This window comes from Rhodoferax sp. TS-BS-61-7, from assembly GCF_002943465.1.
Lineage (GTDB): Bacteria > Pseudomonadota > Gammaproteobacteria > Burkholderiales > Burkholderiaceae_C > Allorhodoferax.
In genome coordinates this window covers 1,056,545-1,075,837 of the sequence record NZ_PTQY01000001.1, presented here as the reverse complement: position 1 = coordinate 1,075,837, position 19,293 = coordinate 1,056,545, and the positions used below count along the sequence as shown (strand labels likewise).

The window sequence follows — 19,293 nt, the reverse complement described above, 5'->3', positions numbered from 1 at the left end:
AACAGAAGCGCGGTCACCCACATGGGTTCACACAACGTAAGTGCATGATTTTTATAAGAAAAAATAGCTTGTCCACACAAAACTGCTTTGCTTACCTACTACTACTATCTTTAAATAGGTACTTTAGTTAAATAGCAGCGAACTTCTTTTTGCAGGAAGTGCACCTAAAAATCTAGAAGAAAAAAACTTGTGAACATCTGCAAAACAGGGCTCCCAAACAGCCAGAACAGCCCTGTTGATCAAGTAAGATTTGGCAGCTTTTGTTCACCCCTCCGTAAAAAACGCCTTCATGCCAGCTTCTTCCGCAGGTTCAGCCCCTATTTCCAAGCCCAGCAGCTTTGAAATCAAAAGTGCCCAGCTGCCTTTGGTGGCCTTGCTCCTGAAGTCGGACAACTGGGACAAGGTCTCTGCCGAGCTGTTGCAGCAATACGGGCAGGGGAGTGAAAGCGCCGACTTTTTTGACCACGATGCGCTGGTCATCGATTTTTCTCAGCTGCCGCCTGACGTCCCGGTCCAGGACATGGTTCCGTTGCTCAAGGTTTTGCGCTCCTGCAACCTGATTCCGGTAGCCGTGCGGGGTGCCAGCCCCGATTGGACCGCGGCTGCGTTGGCGGTGGGCCTGGTAGAGGCACCGCCTGAGGTGGTGCGTGTCAAACAGGCCGAAGCGCCTGCCCCGGTCACCGTGCAAGAGGTGGTGCGCGAAGTACCCGGCCCGGCCACCCTGGTGGTCGACAAACCTTTGCGTTCTGGCCAAAAGGTCTATGCCCGTGGGGGTGATCTGGTGGTGTTGGCCATGGTCAACCAGGGTGCCGAGATTGCGGCCGATGGCAATATCCATGTGTATGCGCCCCTGCGTGGCAAGGCCATGGCCGGTGCGCGTGGCAATACCCAGGCGCGGATTTTTTCCCTGTGCCTGGAACCCGAGTTGGTGTCCATTGCCGGTGTCTACCGCACCAGTGAAAACGCATTTCCTAAAGACGTGCATGGCAAGGCCGCACAGGTGCGGCTGAGCAGCGATGGACAGGAAAAACTGCTCATAGAGCCGCTGAAGGCCTGAGTCCGTTTCTATTTTTATTTCGAAAGACATTTCACCCATGGCAAAAATCATTGTGGTTACTTCCGGCAAAGGTGGCGTGGGCAAAACCACCACCAGCGCCAGTTTTGCAACCGGCCTGGCCCTGCGTGGCCACAAGACTGCGGTTATCGACTTTGACGTGGGTCTGCGCAATCTGGACCTGATCATGGGTTGCGAACGCCGCGTGGTGTACGACCTGATCAACGTGATCCAGGGCGAAGCCAACCTGAACCAGGCACTCATCAAGGACAAACAGTGCGACAACCTGTTTGTGCTGGCGGCCTCCCAAACCCGCGACAAAGACGCTTTGACGCAAGACGGTGTGGAGAAAGTGCTGAACGATTTGGCCGCCATGGACTTTGAGTTCATCGTGTGTGATTCGCCCGCTGGCATTGAAACCGGTGCGCTGATGGCCATGCACTTTGCCGATGAAGCCTTGGTGGTGACCAACCCCGAAGTCTCCAGCGTGCGCGATTCCGATCGCATCTTGGGCATGTTGGCCAGCAAGACCAAACGTGCCATGACCGGTGCAGACCCGATCAAGGAACACCTGCTGATCACCCGTTACAACCCGGCTCGCGTGGACCAGGGCCAGATGCTGTCGCTGGAAGACATCCAGGACATCCTGCGCATCAAGCTGATTGGTGTGATTCCCGAAAGTGAATCGGTGTTGCAAGCGTCCAACCAGGGCGTGCCTGCGGTGCACATGCAGGGCAGCGATGTGTCCGAGGCTTACAAGGACGTGATCGACCGTTTCTTGGGTGCTGACAAACCCATGCGGTTTACCGAAGCGCCCAAGCAAGGCTTGCTCAAGCGCCTGTTCGGAGGGAAATAAACCATGGCTTCCCTTCTGTCTTTTTTTCTGGGTGAGAAGAAAACCACGGCCAGCGTTGCCAAAGAACGCCTGTCCATTCTTCTGGCCCACGAGCGTTCGGGCCGCAATGCGTCCGAACCCGACTACCTGCCCGAACTCCAGCGCGAGCTGGTGGCGGTGATCAGCAAATACGTCAAGATCAATCCTGCCGACATCAAGGTTATCCAGGGCCGCCAGGACAATCTGGAGACGCTGGAAGTCAAGATTGAGCTGCCGGACGCACGTTAATTTGCTATTATTTTAGTAGCTGCTTGCGCACTATCCACGGGGGCTAGAGGCCAATTTGGCTTGTAACTAGGCCCGTACGAGGCGCAGCAGCGTGATCTCTGACGGGGCGCCAAACCGCTTGGGTGGACCCCAATAACCGGTGCCCCGGCTGGTGTACACCCACAGTGTGCCCAGCTTGTGCAGGCCTGCCGTAAACGGCTGCTGAAAGCGCACAAAGTAGCCCCAGGGCCAGAATTGCCCACCGTGCGTGTGGCCCGACAACTGCAAATCAAAGCCTGCTTGTTGCGCCGCCGGTGCACTGCGTGGCTGGTGCGCCAGCAGCAGCTTGAACAGGGCTTGCTCAGGCGCTTGCGCCATCGCCGCATGCGGGTCACTGCGGTGGCTTTCATCAAAGTGGTGTGCGCTGTAGTCGGCCACCCCGGCTACCACCACCATGGCACGTTCCGGGTCTTGTACGTCGTGGCCGTGGTGGATCACCACATGTTCATTCATCAGCACTTGCACACCGAGTGCGCGCAGTGCGTCAATCCAGCTGTGCGCGCCCGAGTAGTACTCGTGGTTGCCGGTGACGAAGAAGGTGCCGTGGGTCGATTGCAGTTGGGCCAGCGGCGCAATATGCTGGCCCAGTTCTTTCACGCTGCCATCCACCAGGTCACCGGTGATGGCTACCATGTGGGCGCCCAGGCTGTTCACCCGATCGACGATACGTTGCAGGTAGTGGGTTTTGATGGTGGGGCCGACATGAATGTCACTGATCTGCGCCATGGTGAAACCCTGCAGGGCCGTGGGCAGGTTGGTGATGGGTACATCCACACGCACCACCGCGGCGGTGCGGCGCGCATTCCAGAAACCCAGCACGGTCATGAGCAAGGCGAGCAGAGGCACAGCCTGTGCGCTGGTGTGGCGCAGCATCGCCACATCCAGTGCTAGCCCCAAGGACTGCACAGTCCATGCACCTAGCAGCAGTGCATCGCGCAACAGCGTGAGCACCAGCAGCGAGGAAAACAGGCCCATACACAGCAGGCCGATCCACACCATGGCGGTGCTCCAGGGACCACGTTTGGCACCACGTCCCATCAAGCCACGCGGTACCAGCAAAGCAGACACCCCTAAAACACCACTCAGCACCCAGGCTGCGCTGTCAGGCAGATCAGGCAACAAACGCCAGGCAATCAGCCCATGGAATAAGAGGGAAATCAGGGTAACCGGGGCAAAAACCATGGGGTGCACCGCCTGGGGCGAGAGGAGGGCGGCAGAGTGGAAAGATCAGTAGATGGTGGGGGATGGCGGCGGTTCAAGGGGGATTCTTGTCAAAAACAGCGACGTTCGCTCCAGTGCGCCCTCCGCCCCATACCGCTGCTCACCAAATTGCACGCTGTTTGATCCCACCCGCACCACACTGCAAGCCCGCGTTCCGTAGGTGGGTGTGGCAATAAAAACTGCCGATAGTGCTCGTTCCAGTTCTAGAGGCATTCCGGTATGTGGCAACACATCATCTGCGGCCAGCACACGCGATTGCAGCAGGGGCCACAGGTGTTCGTCCTCCGTTTTGCCATGTGCCACACACGCCGCCAGCCCACTGCTGAGCTGACACAGCTTGGGCCAGGGGGTGTGGAAGTCGGCGTTGGATACGGCGCTTATGCCGGGTTGCAGGGTCACGATGCGTGCGTCCCGGCTTTCCAAGCCGAGCAGGGTCTGGCCATCAAATACCAGCAGGTTGAACGGGTTGTAAGCGCTGGCTTCGGGCTGCAGGGCCTGCAGATAGGCCTGGGCGCTCAGCGGGCTTTGCAGAAAACCCGCCACCAGCTCCCCGCGTGAGGGTGCGTCTGTGCGTGCCGACACGGCACTGCGGTAGTTGGTGAGGGCGGCTAGGCGACCGTTTGGGCCCACCCCCAGCCAGGTACCGCCGGCCTGTACATCACGCCCGGCCAGGATGGGGGCATCGGGCCAGTGGTGCAGAGGCTGGGCTGGGCGGGTATAAAACTCGTCGCGGTTGGCCAGCAATAACAAGGGGGTGGCGCTGCCGGGCTGCCAGTTCCAGGCGATCAGGCACATGGGATGGGGCGCAGCGTTTCAGACCACCGACAGGGCGGTCCGGTCCACCACACGGCGCAGCACAAAGCTGCTGTGCACGCCGGTCACGCCCTCGATGCGCGTGAGTTTGTTGAGCAGCAGGGCCTGGTAGTGGTCCATGTCGCGCACGGCGACCTTGATCTGGTAGTCGGCGTCCTGCCCGGTGATGAGCAGGCATTCCAGCACCTCGGGCAACACGGCCACGCTGGCCTCGAAGTTGGCAAACCGTTCGGGCGTATGGCGGTCCATGGAGATATGGACGATGGCCATGAGCGAGAGGCCCAGCTTTTTGGCATCCAGCAACGCACGGTAGCCCACGATCAGGCCCGACTCCTCCAGCGCACGCACACGGCGCAGGCAGGGCGAAGGCGAGAGGCCAATGCGGTCGGCCAGGTCCTGGTTGTTGATGCGGCCGTCGGTTTGCAGGATTTCCAGAATTTGCTGGTCGTAGCGGTCCAGTTTCATGTGCATGCCCTTATTTTTAAAGAATTAGGCAGAGTATGCCAAAAACAAGCGAGATCAGCGCAATTACGCAATGGTCTGCGGGGCACTGCGGCCTACACTGGAGTCCTCTGTTACCCACAGCCCCGCATCAGCCAAGGATTACCCGCCTTGCGCTGCACAGACCGCCCCACAAGGGTGGCACCATCAAGCAAAAGCCCCTGGCCTACCAAAGCCTGGGGCTTTTTGGCTTCTAGACCTCGTGGAATATGCGCGAGCAGCTACCAAAACCATAGCAAAAACCCCCAAAGGGCCTTGGGCAGCCAGCCAGCGGGACTCAGGTGCGCAGGCCTTCGGCGTGCATGGCGGCCACGACGGCGGGGCGGGCGCCTACCCGGGCGCGGTAGCTGCCCAGGGTGGTGAGGCCAGCGATATCCACCCCCACCAGGCGTGCCCAGTTGCTGACAGTGAAGAGGTAGGCATCGGCCACGGTGAAGGTGTTGCCCATCAGGTAGTCCTTGCCCGCCAGCTCGCCGTTGACCCAGGCTAGGCGCGACAGCAACTGGGTTTTTATCGCGGTTTTTACCTCGTCGGGGGTGGCGGGGTTAAACAGGGGCGAGAAGTTCTTGTGCAGCTCGGTGCCGATGAAGGTCAGCCACTCCTGCAGCTTGTAACGCTCGAAGGTGCCGTTGGCAGGGGCCAGGTTTTTCTCAGGCACCAGGTCCGCCAGGTACTGCACGATGGCCGGGCCTTCGTGCAGGGTGCGGCCATCGTCCAGCGCCAGAAAAGGCACGTAGCCCAGCGGGTTGATGCTGTAAAAATCGGTGCCGTCGGGTGTCTTGTGGGTCTTGGTCGGGGTAAGGATGCCCTCGTAGGCCAGGCCCGCCTCGTGTAGCACGATGTGGGGCGACAGCGAGCAGGCGCCGGGGGAGTAATAAAGCTTCATGTGAATCCTTGTGCAGTGCAGCAGAACCATCCCGGCAGGCTGCCGGGAGCCAGCGTGCATGCTACCGCTTGGTTCAGGCCCGTGCGGCCATGCGGATCATGTTGGCGGCTTTTTCGGCAATCATGATGGTGGGCGCATTGGTGTTGCCGGTCACTAGGTCCGGCATGATGGATGCGTCCACCACACGCAGGCGCTGCAGGCCGTGCACGCGCAGCTCGGCGTCCACCACGGCCATGGGGTCGCTGGCCGGGCCCATCTTGCAGGTGCCGATGGGGTGGTACTCGGTGTCAGAGTGGTCGCGCAGAAACTGTTTGATCTGCGCCGTGTTGTTGCGTTCGATGGGGTAGAGCATCTGCCCGCGGCAGGCCTGCAGGGCCGGGGCCTGCATGATGTCAAAGCCCATTTGGGTGCCACGCACCAGCGTGTCCAAATCATCGGGGTCCTGCAGGTAGGCGGGGTCGATCAGCGGCGCATCGGTGGGTTTGGCGCTTTGCAGCGTCACGCTACCCCGGCTCTTGGGCCGCATGAGCGTGACGTGCAGCGTGTAGCCATGGCCCAAGTGGGCCTTGCGGGTGTGGTCGTCCACGATGCCGGTACAAAACGCGAGCTGGATGTCGGGGGCTTCTACGTCCGGGCGCGTTTTCATGAAGGCCTGCGATTCGGCCACGTTGGTGGTGATCCAGCCGGTGCGCTGCTTGCGCCACTCGAAGACGGACTTGACCATATTCAGCGCCCCCTTGGCCGAGAAGCCCAGGGTCGCGTCCTGCTGCTGCGTGCGGTAGATCAACACCGTGGTCACATGGTCCTGCAGGTTCTGGCCCACACCGGGTAACACATGGCGCACCGGAATTCCGTGTGCCCGCAGATGGTCCGCCGGGCCCACGCCCGAGAGCATGAGGATTTGGGGCGAACCGAACGCACCGCTGCTCAGCACCACCTCGCGCCGCGCGCGCACCTCCAGCGTTTGGCCCTGGTGCAGGACCTGCACACCCACGGCGTGCTGGTCTTCGTTGCTGCCTTCCAGCAGCACCTTGCAGGTGTGCGCGTGGGTAATGACGGTGAGGTTGGGGCGCTGGCGGTGTGGCGTGATGTAGGCCTTGGCGGCGCTCCATCGTTCACCGTCCTTCTGCGTCACCTGCGCGGGCGCACAACCCCATTGCTGGGCGCCGTTGTAGTCAGGCGTGCGCGGCAGGCCCTGGCTTTCACAGGCGTCCAGAAAGGCCTGGTTGAGGGGGCTGGGGCTGCGCAGGTAACTCACGTTGAGCGGGCCACCCACGCCGCGGAAGTCGTTGGCGCCAAAACACTGGTTGTGCTCGGACTGCTTGAACAGCGGCAGCACGTCGCGGTAGCTCCAGCCCGGGTTGCCCAGGTCGGCCCAGCGGTCGTAGTCGTAGGCGTTGCCACGTGTGTAGACCATGGCGTTGAGCGAACTGCTGCCGCCCATGACCTTGCCGCGCGGGGCAAACCCACGGCGCCCGCCCAGGCCGGGCTGGGGCACGCTCTCGTAGTTCCAGTTAAAGATACCCAGCGGCGCGGTAGCCGCAAAGCCCAGCGGTGCGTGGATGAAAGGGCTGGTGTCGGGGCCGCCGGCTTCGAGCAGGCAGACCGACATGGCCGGGTCTTCGCTCAGGCGGCTGGCCACCACACAACCGGCGGAACCGCCACCCACAACGATGTAATCAAATTCTTGGAGAGGCATGGTTTTCATTCTTGGTAACTGGGGTCCAGGCGGTTGAGCTTGCGGATCAGGGCGGGCCAGACAAAGGCGCCGCCCAAGCCGCCGGTTTGCACGCGCATGGCCTCGGCCACGCCTTTGACGATTTGCGGGTTCACGTGGGTGAGCTCTCCACCGGCTTGGGCGCCGATCTGGATTTGGCAGGTGGCCTCAAACGTGTACATGCTCAGAAACGCATCGGCAATGGTTTTGCCTACGGTCAGCAGGCCATGGTTGCGCAGCACCAGAAAATTGGCTTGGCCCAGGTCGGCCTGCAAGCGGGGCTTCTCCTCGTCGCGGAAGGCTACGCCTTCGTAGTCGTGGTAGGCCAGCGATGCCAGCACAAAGGTCGATTGTTGGCTTAAGGGGAGGATGCCGGCTTTTTGCGCGCTCACCGCCACACCGGCACGGGTATGGGTGTGCATCACACAGCCCGCGTTCTCACGCGCGTCGTGCACCGCACTGTGGATCACAAAGCCGGCCGGGTTGACGGGGTAGGGTGAGTCAATCAGCTTATTGCACTGCTGGTCGACTTTGACGAGACTGCTGGCAGTGATTTCGTCAAACATCAGACCATAGGGGTTGATGAGGAAATGGTGTTCGGGGCCGGGGATGCGGGCACTGATGTGGGTGAAGACCAGGTCGCTCCAGCCATAGTGCGCCACAAGCCGGTAGCAGGCGGCCAGGTCCACGCGCAGTTTCCATTCCTCAGCGCTGACCTGCGATTGCACAGAGGTACTTGCCATGCGATATCTCCTGCATTTGTAAGTTTGCAGTCACGTTAACCGCGGCAGAGGCTCTAAACTGTCAAAAAACGAACAATCTAGGGTAATCACCGGGGGGAAATGGATGGCGTACTCAAAAACCGAACTGCTGCGCAGAATGTCGCCGAACCCCTGGTTTGGGGCATTGCCAGTGGCCGAGCGCAAGGCCATGCTGGCGGTGGCGGTGCTGCAGCCCCTGCAGGTAGGCGACGTGGTGTACCGCAAGGGCGATATGCAGGGCGGTTTTTACGGTGTGCTTACCGGCACCTTGCGGGTGTCCACGCTCGGAGAAGACGGGCGTGAGGGCATTCTGTCGGTCATGGAGGCAGGCAACTGGTTTGGTGAAACCGCCTTGCTCGACGGCCAGCCACGGCCCCACGATGTGACGGCGCTGGAGGAGGCCGAACTGCTGGTGATTCCTGCGGCCGACTTCAAGCGCCTGATGCAGCGCAATGGCTTTGCGCACGGCATCACGGCCCTGCTCTGCACGCGCGTGCGCAATCTGTTTGGCCTGGTGGAGGACACCATGTTGCGCTCCACCCGCACCCGCGTGGCCCGGCGCCTGATTGCACTCTCCCGAGGCGACACCACCATGGCCTTGCAGGCGCGGGCCAAGGTGCAGGTCTCGCACGAGGAGCTGGCCATGATGCTGGGCGTCACACGCCAGACCCTGGCCAAGGAGCTCAAGTACTTTGTGCGCAGCGGTGTGTTGGCACTGGGTTATGGCCGCATCGACATCGTGGCGCCCGATGCCCTGATGCGCGAGGGCGCGCTCGCCTGAGCGGGGCCCTTTAGTTCACCAGGGCGTGGCGGAATTCGCTGGGGCTTTGCCCGGTGCGTTCGCGGAACACGCGGCTGAAATGGGAGGGGTTGTTAAAGCCCCAGTGCAGCGCAATGTCGGTAATGGCCCGCGCACCCGGACCCACCTGCTGCAGCTCGCGCAGGCAGGCGTCCAGCCGCAGGTGCTGGATGTAGCTGGCCAGCGTGTGGGGTTCGTCGGCAAAGGCGTTATAGAGGTGGCGTTTGCTGCAGTTGAGCGCCGTGGCAATCTGGTCCACCGAGAGGTCGGGGTCCCGCAGGTGCAGCGCCACATGGTGGCGGATGCGGTCCTTCAGCGCCTCACGCTGCGTCAGCGGCGTGTGCTGGCCCGCCAGTTCAATCAGCGAGAGCCGCACTAGCTGCGTGACCAGTTCCCCCGCACCGCGGGCCGCGTCGGGGCTCATGTTGGGCAGCTCTTCAAAGGTGCTGCGCATGGTGGTGAGTGCCACGCGTGCAATGCCGGTGGCGCCGCCCACGGGCCGTGCCATCAGGGTGTCCAAGCGCAGGCCCTGGCCCGCCAACTGGGCCTTGGGCACCATCACAATGAGGTGTTCCACCCGCTCGGGGTTGGCAATCAGGTAGTCTGCGGTGGTGTCGTAAATGGTCCAGGCGCCGGGGCTCACCCAGGCTTGTCGGCCCGATTGTTCGACACCGGCGCGGCCGCGCAGCGGGGCCACGATTTTTAAATACCCTTCGTCGCTGGCGCGCACCATGTCCATGGTGCGGACCACGCGGTGGCGGTTGGCCTCCAGCCGGGTCAGGATCAGGTCGCCTGCGCGCCCGGTGCTCAGGTGGCCGTCAAAGTCGGTGTCGCCATACAGGTCGGAGCGCAGGCCGCCAAAGTGTTTCCACACCCATTCACACCACAGCGGCGCACGCTCTTTGGGTGCGAAGTCGTCGGTGCTCATGGCCCGGGCCGCTGGGGGGCGGGGGGGCGCAACAGGGGCGGTGGCGTGCATGGTGAATGCATTATGGGCGGCCCCCTGCGCTTTGGTGCGTCGATCCGCCAAGGGTTATCCCTAGCCGGTTTGCGCGTTTGTGCCAGCGCTTTGTGCACGGCCAGCAAAGCCAATGTGGGGCGCTTTTCCTACGATGCAGATTCCTCAAAAATCCGCATTGCGCAGGAGACACCATGGTCCAGAACACAAAACGCACCTTGCTCAAAGGCGCGGCCGCCGCAGCCGGTGCTGCCGCATTTGCCCCGCACCTGTTCGCCGCCGAACCCCCGGTGCGTATTGGTTACACCATGTCACGCACCGGCCCGTGGACTGGCGGTGCCCAGGTCAGCCAGGAGCCCAACTACCTGCTGTGGGCCGAGCAGCAAAACGCAGCGGGTGGACTGCTGGTCAAGGGCGTGCGCCGCCCGATCGAGTTGATCAGCTCGGACGACCGCAGCGACACCGAAACCGTAGTCCGCACCTACGAAAAACTCATGGGCAGCGACAAGGTGGACCTGGTGCTGCCGCCCTGGGGCAGCAATGCCAACTTTGCCGTGGCACCGCTGGCCAACCGCTTTGGTTACCCCTTCCTCGCGCCCACGGCTCTGTCCAAGCGTCTGGTGGAAATGAAGCTGCCGTATTTCTTCTTGCTGCTGCAACAGCCCAAACCCATGTGTGAGGCGCTGGTGGACATGCTCAAGGCCAACGGCGCCAAGACCGTGGCCGTGGTCTATGTGGACGACCTGTTTGGCCTGGAAAACTACGCCGCACTGCGCGTGGCGCTGCAGGGCAGTGGCATCAGCATGGTGGAGGACAAGAGTTACCCCGCCGGTGTGAAAGACCTGTCGCCGGTGTTGCGTTCCATGAAGGACAAGAACCCCGATGCCTTCATTGGCTTCACCTACCCGCCCGACACCATTCTGGCCAGCAAGCAGGCCAAAGAAGTGGGCTTTAACCCCAAGTTCTTCTACGCCTCGGTGGGCACGGCTTTTCAGTTGTACAAAAACGTGATGACACCCGCCGGTGCCGAAGGTGTGTTGGGCATGGGCTCATGGAATGGCAAGACCAGCCCGGGTGCCAAGGCCTACTTCGATGCCCATACCAAGAAGTTTGCCGGCAAAGAACCCGACCGCTGGGCCAGCGGCGCCACCTGGGCCGGGCTGGAGATTCTGACCGCCGCCGTGGCCAAGGTGGGGCTGGACCGCAAGGCGCTGCGTGACTACATCGCTGCCGGCACGCACAAGACCATTTTGGGCGACATCCAGTTCACGGGCAGTGAAAACACCGCCACCCCGGGCACGGTGGGCCAGTGGCAGAACGGCGAGTTCGAGGTGGTGTGGCCCAAGAAGCTGGCCACGGCAGCCTTGAACGCCAACAAACCGGCCTGGAAGTAAAACACCCATGGGATTGGCTTCGTGGTTGGAGTTGCTGGCGTCGGGCCTGATCACCGGGGGCATTTACGCCCTGGTGGCCTTGGGCCTGAACCTGCAGTACGGGCTCATGCGCATTCTCAACATTGCGCATGGCGAGTTTTTGATGGTGGGGGCCTACCTGACCTGGATGGCGCACACCAGCCTGGGTTGGTCGCCGCTGTGGATGGTGCCCATCTCCTTTGCCGTAATGATGGCACTGGGCCTGGTGATCCACTGGTTGTGTTTCCGCCGGCTCAACGCCACCTCGCCCAACCTCGACATCTTTGAGGCACGCGGGCTCATGGTGGCCTTTGGCCTGATGTTCCTGGTGCAGAACTTTGCGTCCTGGATGTGGGGCGGCGACCTGCGCGGTTACGACTACCTGGCCGACCCGGTGAAGCTGGGTGACGCCCAGTTTGCCGGCAACAAGCTGCTGGTGTTTGCGTTGGCCCTGGTGTTCAGCCTGGCGCTGATGCTGGTGCTGCGCTTCACGCTCTTGGGCAAGGGCGTGCGTGCCCTGATGCAGTCACCCACCGGGGCGCAGCTGGTGGGCATTGACACCAAACGCCTGCACCCGCTGATGTTTGGCATGGGGCTGGGCTTGTCAGGCGTAGCGGGTTGCCTGCTGTCCATGGCCTACACCATCACGCCCAGCATGGGCGAGCCCTACACGGTGACGGCGCTGATCGTGATCACCCTGGGCGGTTTTGGCAGCATGGGCGGTGCACTGGCTGGTGGCCTGCTGCTGGGCGTGGTGGAGGCGCTGGGCATGCACTTCAGCAACCCCTCGCTCAAGGCCTTGTTGTCCTACGGCATTTTTATAGCGGTGCTGCTGTTGCGGCCCCGCGGACTGTTTGCGAAATGAGTGGCCTGATGAACAACCGCCAAGTGTTGGTGCGTGATTTGCTGGTCTTGCTGGCGTTTGCGGGGTGGGCCCTGGCCCTGCCGCACTACGGCAGCGAGTTTGTGGTGTCCATGGCGTTGACCTGTCTGATGTATGTGGCCCTCTCGTCGAGCTGGGGCCTGTTCTGCGGCAGCACCCGTTACCTGTCGCTGGCCACCTCTGCCTTCTTTGGCATTGGCGCTTACACCAGCGCGCTGGTGCTGGAGCAACTGGCCTGGTGGCAGGCCGTGGCACTGGGCGCGGGCCTGGCCATGCTGGTGGCGGTGGTGATGGGGGCGGCCGTGCTGCACCTGCGCGGCACCTACTTTGCGGTGCTGACCTTCGGCATGACCGAGTTGATTCGCCACGCGGTGACCTACTTTGAAAAATCGGTCACTGGCACCGTGGGCCGCGTGTTGATGGTGGTGCCCGAGCGCGACACGATTTACCTCACGGTGCTGTTGCTGGCTGTGCTGGCGGTGTTGTGCTCCATCGTGCTGCGGCGCAGCCGCTTTGGCCTGGCGCTGCTGGGCATCGGTGCCGATGAACAGCGTGCGCAGACACTGGGCGTGAACACGCGTTTGGTGAAGGTGGCCGGGTTTGCGCTCACCGCCGCATTTGCCGGTGCGGTGGGCGCGGCCATGTCGGTGCGCTGGACGTATATCGACCCGCACACGGTGTTCAACCCTTTCATTGGTTTTCAGACCGTGCTGATTGCGCTGATTGGCGGCGCCGCCACGCTGTGGGGCCCGTTGATTGCGGCCATTGTGTTCAGCGTGCTGGCCGAGACGCTGCGCCTGCAGTTTCCGCAGATTTACATGATGTCGCTGGGCATTCTGCTGATTCTGAGTGTGTTGTATTTGCCTGGTGGCCTGGCGTCGCTACGCTGGCGCACCTTTGCCGACTGGGGACGCAACAGCCAGCAGTGGCTGCGTGCCCTGGGCCGCAAGGAGAAGCGCCATGTCTGAGGTATTTCTGCAAGCCCAGGACATCACGGTGCGGTTCGGTGGCCTGACGGCGGTGGACGGGGTGAGTGCAAGTTTTCGCGCTGGTGAACTGGTGGGCATCATCGGCCCCAACGGCGCGGGCAAGACTACGTTTTTCAACGCTATTTCGGGCGTGACCCCACCCACGTCGGGCCAGCTCACGGCCGGAGGCAAACGCCTGGATGGCCGGCCACCGCACCATTACGCAGCGGCCGGTGTGGCGCGTACCTTTCAGACACCGCGCGTGTTTGCCGACATGCTGGTGGTGGCCAACATCGAGTTTGGTTTGAAGTTTGCCGGGCGCAAACGAGAGGGCCCTTGGCACCTGCGGGATGCGATGAGCATTCTGGAGCTGATTGGTTTGGCGCATCTGGCCGAGCTGCCAGCGGCAGCCATCACACCGTCGCAGCAGCGGCTGCTGGAGATTGGCATGGCGCTGGCCACACGCCCGCGCATGTTGCTGCTGGACGAAGTGGCGGCGGGCCTGACCGAATCCGAGGTGGAAGCGATGGCGCAACTGATACGCCGCATGCGCGACGAGCTGGACCTGACCGTGGTGTGGATTGAACACGCGGTGACCACGCTGTTGCGCCATGTAGAGCGCGTGATCGTGCTGCACCAAGGCCGCAAGATTGCCGATGGCACACCGGCCGAGGTGGTGCGCAATGCGGAAGTGATTGAAGCCTATCTGGGTGACGAAATGGTTGAGCCTGCAGGAGCACCCGCATGATGTGGTTTGAACCCACCCCCTTTGTGCTGGGCGGTACCACCCGCGCGCATTTGCAGGTCAACGGTTTGAGTGCGGGCTATGGCGCGTTTCTGGTGCTGCGCAATCTGTCACTCGAAATCAAGCCCGGTCTCACGGTCATCCTGGGCCCCAACGGTGCGGGCAAGACCACGCTGCTCAAGGCCTTGTCGGGCCTGATCGCGCGCCAGGGCGAGGTGCTGCTGAACGGCGAAGACCTGCCCACCAAGACCAACGAAATCGTGCAGCGCGGCATGGCGCTGGTGGCCGAGGGCCGCCAGTTGTTCCCGCAGATGACGGTGACCGAAAACCTGGAGCTGGGCGGCTGGTTGTGCAGCAAGGCCGAACGTGCGCGCCGCATGGAGCAGGCCTTTGTCGACTTCCCCAAACTGCGCGAGCGCACCCAGCAACTGGCCGGCACCATGAGCGGCGGTGAGCAACAAATGGTGGCGGTAGCGCGCGCCATGATGAGTGCGCCGCTCCTCCTGATGCTGGACGAGCCCTCGCTGGGCCTGGCGCCCAAGATGGTGGACGAACTGCTGGCGATTGCCCGGCGCATCGCCGATGCGGGCACCACCGTGCTGATGGTGGAGCAAAACGTGAAGAAGGCGCTGGCCGTGGCCGACCGGGGCTACGTGCTGGAGCGCGGCACGCTGGTGGCCAGCGGGCCGGCCGCCTTGCTGGCGCGCTCCAGTGTGATCCGTGAAGCCTACCTGGGCGCCCCGGCTGCCACAGCCGCCCCGAAACCCTGACCCGATATTTCCCGAATTTTTAGGAGAACCCCATGTCCGATTTGTCCATGCTGATCAATGGCCTCAAAGTCACCGCCGAGAAGGGCGCCACTTTTGAGCGGCGCAACCCGCTGGACGGCAGTGTGGCCACGCGTGCACCCGCCGCCTCGGTGGCCGATGCCGTGATGGCCGCCGATGCCGCCGCAGAAGCCTTCAAAACCTGGAGTCAGACCGGCCCCGGCGAGCGCCGTGCTCTGTTGCTCAAGGCCGCCGATGCGCTGGAGGCCAAGACGCCGCAGTTCATTGAAGCCGTGGGCGCCGAGACCGGTGGTACCGGCATGTGGGCCGGCTTCAACGTGCACCTGGCCGCGGGCATGATCCGCGAGGCCGCGTCGCTGACCACGCAGATCAGCGGTGAGGTGATCCCGTCCGACGTACCCGGCAGCCTGGCCATGGGTGTGCGCCAGCCCGCTGGTGTGGTGTTGGGTATTGCGCCATGGAACGCGCCCATCATCCTGGGTGTGCGCGCCATTGCCACGCCGCTGGCCTGCGGCAACACGGTGATTTTCAAAGGCAGCGAAAACTGCCCACGCACGCACCAACTGATCATCGAAGCCTTTGCCGACGCCGGTTTCCCGGCCGGCGTGGTGAACTACATCACCAACGCGCCAGCCGATGCGGGAGCGGTAGTGGAAGCCATCGTGGCACACCCGGCAGTGCGCCGCGTCAACTTCACCGGTTCCACCAAGGTCGGCAAGATCATTGCGCTGACCTGCGCCAAGTATTTGAAACCCGTGGTGCTGGAGCTGGGCGGCAAGGCGCCGCTGGTGATTCTGGACGACGCGGTGATTGAGGACGCAGTGAACGGCGCGGCCTTTGGCAGCTTTGCCAACAGCGGGCAAATTTGCATGTCCACCGAACGCATCATCGTGGACCAGAAGATTGCCGACGCCTTCACCAAACAATTTGCCGCCAAGGCCGGTGGACTGCCCGTGGGTGACCCACGCAAGCCAGAGCCGGTGGTGCTGGGCTCGGTGATTGGCATGAACACGGTGGAGCATTGCAACGCGTTGATCGACGACGCGCTGGCCAAGGGCGCCAAGCTGCTGTGCGGCGGCAAGGCACAAAACACGCTGATGGCCGCCACCGTGCTGGACCATGTGACGCCCGCCATGCGCATCTACCACGAGGAAACCTTTGGCCCCGTGAAATGCGTAGTGCGTGTGAACGGTGTGGAAGAGGCGGTGGCCTGCGCCAACGACAACGAGTACGGTTTGTCGTCCGCCGTGTTTGGCGCCGACATCGCCCGTGCCTTCAACGTGGCGCGCCGTATCGACTCCGGCATCTGCCATGTGAACGGCCCCACGGTGCACGACGAAGCGCAAATGCCGTTTGGCGGTGTGAAGGGTAGCGGCATGGGCCGCTTTGGTGGCAAGGCCGGTGTGGCCGAGTTCACCGAGCTGCGCTGGATCACGCTGCAGACCACGCCGCGTCACTACCCGTTCTGAGTGCGGCGCGGTGGCGGGCTAGTTTGCTATTAAATTAGTAGCTGTTTGCGCAGTATCCATGCGGGCTAGACCCTGATTTGGCACTTAATCCACGCCCAAACGGGGTGCCGCCCACAGCACCTGGTCCACCACGGCCTGCACACCGCGGCGCTGGCGTTCTTCGATGAGCTGGCCCTGTTCGTCAAACGCCTTGCCGGCCGAGCCCAGCGCAAACTGTTTGGGCGCGAGCCAGCAGTGCAGGGCGAGCAGCAACGGCTGCAAGTGGCTGAGTGAGCGCAAACCTCCGAGGGCGCCGAGTGATGCGCTCAGCAGCCCCACCACCTTGCCGGCAAATGGCTTCTCGCCATCCGCCCAGACCGGGTGGCCCTTGACCGGGCTGCTGGCCCAGTCGATGGTGTTTTTCAGAAGGCCGGTATAGCTGCCGTTGTACTCGGGCGAGACGATGATCCAGGCCGGGTGTGCGTCCATGATTTCCTTCAGGCGAATCACGTCCGGCGGGGTGCCTGTGGCTTCCAGGTCGGCGTTGTAAAGCGGGATGTCGAAGTCCGCCAGTTCCAGGTGGGTGACCTCTGCGCCTGCGTCACGGGCCAGGGTCGCGGCTACGTGGGCGAGGCGGCGGTTGAAGGAGTGTTGGCGGGTGCTGCCCGCGAAGATCAGGACTTTGGTCATGGTCTTGATTGTCGCCAAGGTTGGGCTTCTTTTGTTCTTGCTTGCCCGTTCGTTCGCCCGCGACAGGGGTGGGGTGTGCGTTTTGCTTCGTGTCCCCCGGCCCGTGAGGGGCCTCCTCCTTTACCTACGCAAAACGCACACCCCACCCCTGCCGCTCGACGGGTCGTATGCCAATGTTCGAGCGCGAATATGGTGAGGGATCAAGTGGGGTGGGTGTTCTGCAAAGTGAGGTAAAGGAGGAGGGCCCTCACGGCCCGGGGGACACGAACGGCGCAGAGTACCCGCCCCGCTTGATCCAGAGGTAAAGGCGATGCGGCAGGGCCGGTATTCCCGTAACGTGCCAAAAAATCAGGCACCCGGTAAAATCATGCCCTTCCCCCTCACTTGGCGCACACCCCTGTCTTTGGCGCGCTCGAATAGAACACCATGTTGTACCCACAAGATTTCGATGTCATCGTCGTTGGCGGCGGCCATGCCGGCACGGAGGCTGCGTTGGCTGCCGCCCGCATGGGCAGCAAGACGCTGCTGCTCTCCCACAACATCGAAACCCTGGGCCAGATGAGCTGCAACCCCAGCATCGGCGGCATTGGCAAAGGCCACCTGGTCAAAGAGGTGGACGCCATGGGCGGTGCGATGGCCTTGGCCACCGACGAGTCGGGCATCCAGTTCCGCATTCTTAACAGCAGCAAGGGCCCCGCCGTGCGTGCCACGCGCGCCCAGGCTGACCGGGTTTTGTACAAAGCCGCCATCCGCCGCATGCTGGAAAACCAACCCAACCTGTGGCTGTTCCAGCAAGCGGTGGACGACCTGATGATCGAGGGTGACCGCGTGGTCGGCGCAGTCACCCAAGTGGGCATCCAGTTCCGCGCCAAGACTGTGGTGCTGACGGCTGGTACCTTCCTGGACGGAAAAATCCACGTGGGCTTGAACAACTATGCGGCCGGTAGAGCAGGGGACCCGCCCGCCGTGTCTTTGTCGGCCCGCCTGAAAGAACTCAAGCTGCCGCAAGGCCGCCTGAAGACCGGCACACCGCCGCGCCTGGATGGCCGCAGCATCGACTTCAGCAAGTGCATCATCCAGCCCGGCGATGGCGTGCCCGGTGGCATGAGCGATGTGATGCCGGTGGCCAGCTTCATGGGCAATGTGGCCATGCACCCGCAGCAGGTGCCGTGCTGGATCACCCACACCAACGAGCGCACCCACGACATCATCCGCTCCGGCTTTGACCGCAGCCCCATGTTCACCGGCAAGATCGAGGGCGTGGGCCCGCGCTACTGCCCCAGCGTGGAAGACAAGATCAACCGCTTTGCCGACAAAGACAGCCACCAGATCTTTCTGGAACCCGAGGGTCTGACCACGCACGAGTACTACCCCAACGGCATCAGCACCAGCCTGCCGTTCGATGTGCAGTACGACCTGGTGCGCAGCATGGCCGGGCTGGAGAATGCCCACATCCTGCGCCCGGGTTACGCCATCGAGTACGACTACTTTGACCCGCGCAGCCTGAAGAGCAGTTTCGAGACGCGCCAGATTGGCGGCCTGTTCTTTGCCGGCCAGATCAACGGCACCACGGGCTACGAAGAGGCGGCGGCCCAGGGCATGTTTGCCGGCATCAACGCCGCGCTGCAGGTGCGTAGCCTGGGCTGTGGCAATGCGGCAGCCAGTGCTGCGGGCGCCATTACCTTTGCGGGCGACAGCTGGTTGCCGGGCCGTGACCAGGCTTACCTGGGCGTGCTGGTGGACGACCTGATTACCAAGGGCGTGACCGAGCCGTACCGCATGTTCACCAGCCGGGCCGAGTTCCGCCTGCAGCTGCGTGAAGACAATGCCGACGACCGGCTGACCGAAGTCGGCCGCCAGTTGGGCCTGGTGGACGACGCACGCTGGGATGCGTTCAGCCGCAAGCGCGACGCTGTTTCACGTGAAACAGAACGCCTGCGCAGCATCTGGGTGAACCCGCGCAACCTGGCCGCCGAGGAATCCGAGCGCGTGTTGGGCAAGGCCATTGACCACGAATACAACCTGGGCGACCTGCTGCGCCGCCCCAACATCAGCTACGCCGCATTGATGTCGCTGGACCACGGCAAGTACGCCAACCGGGATTTGCCGCCGGCTGTTTCACGTGAAACCACGGACGTGGCGCTCAACGTGGAAGTGGCGGCACAAGACGCCTTTGTGGCTGCGGTGGTGGAGCAGGTGGAGATTGCTGCCAAGTACTCCGGCTACATCGACCGCCAGAAGGACGAAGTGGAGCGCGCCGCCCATTACGAGAACCTGCGTCTGCCGGCCGAGCTGGATTACCTGCAGGTGGGGGCGCTCAGCATCGAAGCCCGCCAGCGCCTGAACAAGTACCGGCCCGAAACCTTGGGCCAGGCTTCGCGCCTGTCGGGCATCACGCCCGCCACCATCTCACTGCTGCTGATCCACCTGAAGAAGGGCAACTTCCGCGGCTTTGCCGAAAAAGTGGCAGCGTAAACTAGCCCCTTT

Annotated in this window: 19 protein-coding genes; 11 read left to right on the top strand and 8 right to left on the bottom strand. The window is 62.7% G+C overall.

Translation table 11 applies throughout. The annotated features are described in order from the left end of the window. Nucleotides 1-289 precede the first annotated feature (289 nt). The 3 genes from minC to minE are packed head-to-tail and all read left to right on the top strand — an operon-like array spanning nt 290 to nt 2,177. Entirely contained in the window at nt 290-1,057 is a 768-nt protein-coding gene (gene minC, locus C5F53_RS05070; protein ID WP_105260191.1) for a septum site-determining protein MinC, read from the top strand. Nucleotides 1,058-1,094: 37 nt separating this feature from the next. Then, entirely contained in the window at nt 1,095-1,910 is an 816-nt protein-coding gene (gene minD, locus C5F53_RS05065; RefSeq protein ID WP_105260190.1) for a septum site-determining protein MinD, read from the top strand. 3 nt (nt 1,911-1,913) lie between these two features. Beyond that, entirely contained in the window at nt 1,914-2,177 is a 264-nt protein-coding gene (minE, locus tag C5F53_RS05060; protein WP_105260189.1) for a cell division topological specificity factor MinE, read from the top strand. A 66-nt stretch (nt 2,178-2,243) separates the two neighbouring features. Here minE and C5F53_RS05055 read toward each other — a convergent pair whose 3' ends face one another. From C5F53_RS05055 to C5F53_RS05030, 6 genes are all read right to left on the bottom strand, one after another. Continuing rightward, entirely contained in the window at nt 2,244-3,398 is a 1,155-nt protein-coding gene (locus tag C5F53_RS05055; RefSeq protein ID WP_105260421.1) for a metallophosphoesterase, read from the bottom strand. 45 nt (nt 3,399-3,443) lie between these two features. Then, nucleotides 3,444-4,232: an NRDE family protein gene (locus C5F53_RS05050; RefSeq protein ID WP_105260188.1), complete on the bottom strand. Its 789-nt coding sequence runs from the start codon at nt 4,230-4,232 to the stop codon at nt 3,444-3,446. Between the two features lie 18 nt (nt 4,233-4,250). Next, nucleotides 4,251-4,715, bottom strand: a complete 465-nt coding sequence (locus C5F53_RS05045; protein ID WP_105260420.1) for an Lrp/AsnC family transcriptional regulator — start codon at nt 4,713-4,715, stop codon at nt 4,251-4,253. A 313-nt stretch (nt 4,716-5,028) separates the two neighbouring features. After that, entirely contained in the window at nt 5,029-5,637 is a 609-nt protein-coding gene (gene gstA / locus C5F53_RS05040; protein ID WP_105260187.1) for a glutathione transferase GstA, read from the bottom strand. A gap of 73 nt (nt 5,638-5,710) precedes the next feature. Further along, nucleotides 5,711-7,336, bottom strand: a complete 1,626-nt coding sequence (locus C5F53_RS05035; protein WP_105260419.1) for a GMC family oxidoreductase — start codon at nt 7,334-7,336, stop codon at nt 5,711-5,713. 5 nt (nt 7,337-7,341) lie between these two features. Beyond that, a complete protein-coding gene (locus C5F53_RS05030; protein ID WP_105260186.1) occupies nt 7,342-8,097 on the bottom strand; it encodes a class II aldolase/adducin family protein in 756 nt (251 codons plus the stop codon). A gap of 103 nt (nt 8,098-8,200) precedes the next feature. Here C5F53_RS05030 and C5F53_RS05025 point away from each other — a divergent pair, with 103 nt between their 5' ends. Continuing rightward, nucleotides 8,201-8,896 (top strand): Crp/Fnr family transcriptional regulator, encoded by a 696-nt coding sequence (locus C5F53_RS05025; protein WP_236635216.1) that lies wholly within the window; start codon nt 8,201-8,203, stop codon nt 8,894-8,896. Between the two features lie 10 nt (nt 8,897-8,906). Here C5F53_RS05025 and C5F53_RS05020 read toward each other — a convergent pair whose 3' ends face one another. Continuing rightward, nucleotides 8,907-9,842, bottom strand: a complete 936-nt coding sequence (locus C5F53_RS05020) for a helix-turn-helix domain-containing protein (protein ID WP_105260185.1) — start codon at nt 9,840-9,842, stop codon at nt 8,907-8,909. A gap of 224 nt (nt 9,843-10,066) precedes the next feature. Between C5F53_RS05020 and C5F53_RS05015 the strand changes: the two genes are divergently transcribed. Genes C5F53_RS05015 through C5F53_RS04990 form a run of 6 tightly spaced genes read left to right on the top strand, consistent with a single transcriptional unit; the run spans nt 10,067 to nt 16,137 of the window. Further along, complete coding sequence (locus tag C5F53_RS05015; protein ID WP_105260184.1) at nt 10,067-11,266, top strand: amino acid ABC transporter substrate-binding protein; 1,200 nt, start codon at nt 10,067-10,069, stop codon at nt 11,264-11,266. A 7-nt stretch (nt 11,267-11,273) separates the two neighbouring features. After that, nucleotides 11,274-12,149 carry a branched-chain amino acid ABC transporter permease gene (locus C5F53_RS05010; protein ID WP_105260183.1) on the top strand — a complete coding sequence of 292 codons (876 nt, stop codon included), beginning with the start codon at nt 11,274-11,276 and terminating at the stop codon, nt 12,147-12,149. Nucleotides 12,150-12,157: 8 nt separating this feature from the next. Beyond that, on the top strand, nt 12,158-13,135 hold the full coding sequence (locus C5F53_RS05005) for a branched-chain amino acid ABC transporter permease (RefSeq protein ID WP_105260417.1): 978 nt from the start codon (nt 12,158-12,160) through the stop codon (nt 13,133-13,135). Continuing rightward, complete coding sequence (locus C5F53_RS05000) at nt 13,128-13,883, top strand: ABC transporter ATP-binding protein (RefSeq protein ID WP_105260182.1); 756 nt, start codon at nt 13,128-13,130, stop codon at nt 13,881-13,883. The genes C5F53_RS05005 and C5F53_RS05000 overlap by 8 nt, the downstream gene beginning before the upstream one ends. Continuing rightward, nucleotides 13,880-14,650 (top strand): ABC transporter ATP-binding protein, encoded by a 771-nt coding sequence (locus C5F53_RS04995; RefSeq protein ID WP_105260181.1) that lies wholly within the window; start codon nt 13,880-13,882, stop codon nt 14,648-14,650. The genes C5F53_RS05000 and C5F53_RS04995 overlap by 4 nt, the downstream gene beginning before the upstream one ends. 32 nt (nt 14,651-14,682) lie before the next feature. After that, the gene (locus C5F53_RS04990) at nt 14,683-16,137 is read left to right on the top strand and encodes an aldehyde dehydrogenase (RefSeq protein WP_105260180.1); all 1,455 of its coding nucleotides are present in this window, start codon (nt 14,683-14,685) and stop codon (nt 16,135-16,137) included. 84 nt (nt 16,138-16,221) lie between these two features. On the opposite strand, the gene C5F53_RS04985 is transcribed toward C5F53_RS04990, so the two are convergent. Next, nucleotides 16,222-16,806, bottom strand: a complete 585-nt coding sequence (locus C5F53_RS04985) for an NADPH-dependent FMN reductase (protein ID WP_105260179.1) — start codon at nt 16,804-16,806, stop codon at nt 16,222-16,224. A 426-nt stretch (nt 16,807-17,232) separates the two neighbouring features. Here C5F53_RS04985 and mnmG point away from each other — a divergent pair, with 426 nt between their 5' ends. Beyond that, nucleotides 17,233-19,281, top strand: coding sequence for a tRNA uridine-5-carboxymethylaminomethyl(34) synthesis enzyme MnmG (gene mnmG / locus C5F53_RS04980; protein WP_105260178.1), 2,049 nt, complete (start codon nt 17,233-17,235; stop codon nt 19,279-19,281). Nucleotides 19,282-19,293: the final 12 nt, after the last annotated feature.

Excerpts from the sequence above, each read along its gene's own strand:
- minC (WP_105260191.1), top strand. The coding sequence starts at position 290 with ATGCCAGCTTCTTCCGCAGGTTCAGCCCCTATTTCCAAGCCCAGCAGC.
- minD (WP_105260190.1), top strand. The coding sequence starts at position 1,095 with ATGGCAAAAATCATTGTGGTTACTTCCGGCAAAGGTGGCGTGGGCAAA.
- minE (WP_105260189.1), top strand. The coding sequence starts at position 1,914 with ATGGCTTCCCTTCTGTCTTTTTTTCTGGGTGAGAAGAAAACCACGGCC.
- C5F53_RS05055 (WP_105260421.1), bottom strand. The coding sequence starts at position 3,398 with ATGGTTTTTGCCCCGGTTACCCTGATTTCCCTCTTATTCCATGGGCTG.
- C5F53_RS05050 (WP_105260188.1), bottom strand. The coding sequence starts at position 4,232 with ATGTGCCTGATCGCCTGGAACTGGCAGCCCGGCAGCGCCACCCCCTTG.
- C5F53_RS05045 (WP_105260420.1), bottom strand. The coding sequence starts at position 4,715 with ATGAAACTGGACCGCTACGACCAGCAAATTCTGGAAATCCTGCAAACC.
- gstA (WP_105260187.1), bottom strand. The coding sequence starts at position 5,637 with ATGAAGCTTTATTACTCCCCCGGCGCCTGCTCGCTGTCGCCCCACATC.
- C5F53_RS05035 (WP_105260419.1), bottom strand. The coding sequence starts at position 7,336 with ATGCCTCTCCAAGAATTTGATTACATCGTTGTGGGTGGCGGTTCCGCC.
- C5F53_RS05030 (WP_105260186.1), bottom strand. The coding sequence starts at position 8,097 with ATGGCAAGTACCTCTGTGCAATCGCAGGTCAGCGCTGAGGAATGGAAA.
- C5F53_RS05025 (WP_236635216.1), top strand. The coding sequence starts at position 8,201 with ATGGCGTACTCAAAAACCGAACTGCTGCGCAGAATGTCGCCGAACCCC.
- C5F53_RS05020 (WP_105260185.1), bottom strand. The coding sequence starts at position 9,842 with ATGAGCACCGACGACTTCGCACCCAAAGAGCGTGCGCCGCTGTGGTGT.
- C5F53_RS05015 (WP_105260184.1), top strand. The coding sequence starts at position 10,067 with ATGGTCCAGAACACAAAACGCACCTTGCTCAAAGGCGCGGCCGCCGCA.
- C5F53_RS05010 (WP_105260183.1), top strand. The coding sequence starts at position 11,274 with ATGGGATTGGCTTCGTGGTTGGAGTTGCTGGCGTCGGGCCTGATCACC.
- C5F53_RS05005 (WP_105260417.1), top strand. The coding sequence starts at position 12,158 with ATGAACAACCGCCAAGTGTTGGTGCGTGATTTGCTGGTCTTGCTGGCG.
- C5F53_RS05000 (WP_105260182.1), top strand. The coding sequence starts at position 13,128 with ATGTCTGAGGTATTTCTGCAAGCCCAGGACATCACGGTGCGGTTCGGT.
- C5F53_RS04995 (WP_105260181.1), top strand. The coding sequence starts at position 13,880 with ATGATGTGGTTTGAACCCACCCCCTTTGTGCTGGGCGGTACCACCCGC.
- C5F53_RS04990 (WP_105260180.1), top strand. The coding sequence starts at position 14,683 with ATGTCCGATTTGTCCATGCTGATCAATGGCCTCAAAGTCACCGCCGAG.
- C5F53_RS04985 (WP_105260179.1), bottom strand. The coding sequence starts at position 16,806 with ATGACCAAAGTCCTGATCTTCGCGGGCAGCACCCGCCAACACTCCTTC.
- mnmG (WP_105260178.1), top strand. The coding sequence starts at position 17,233 with ATGTTGTACCCACAAGATTTCGATGTCATCGTCGTTGGCGGCGGCCAT.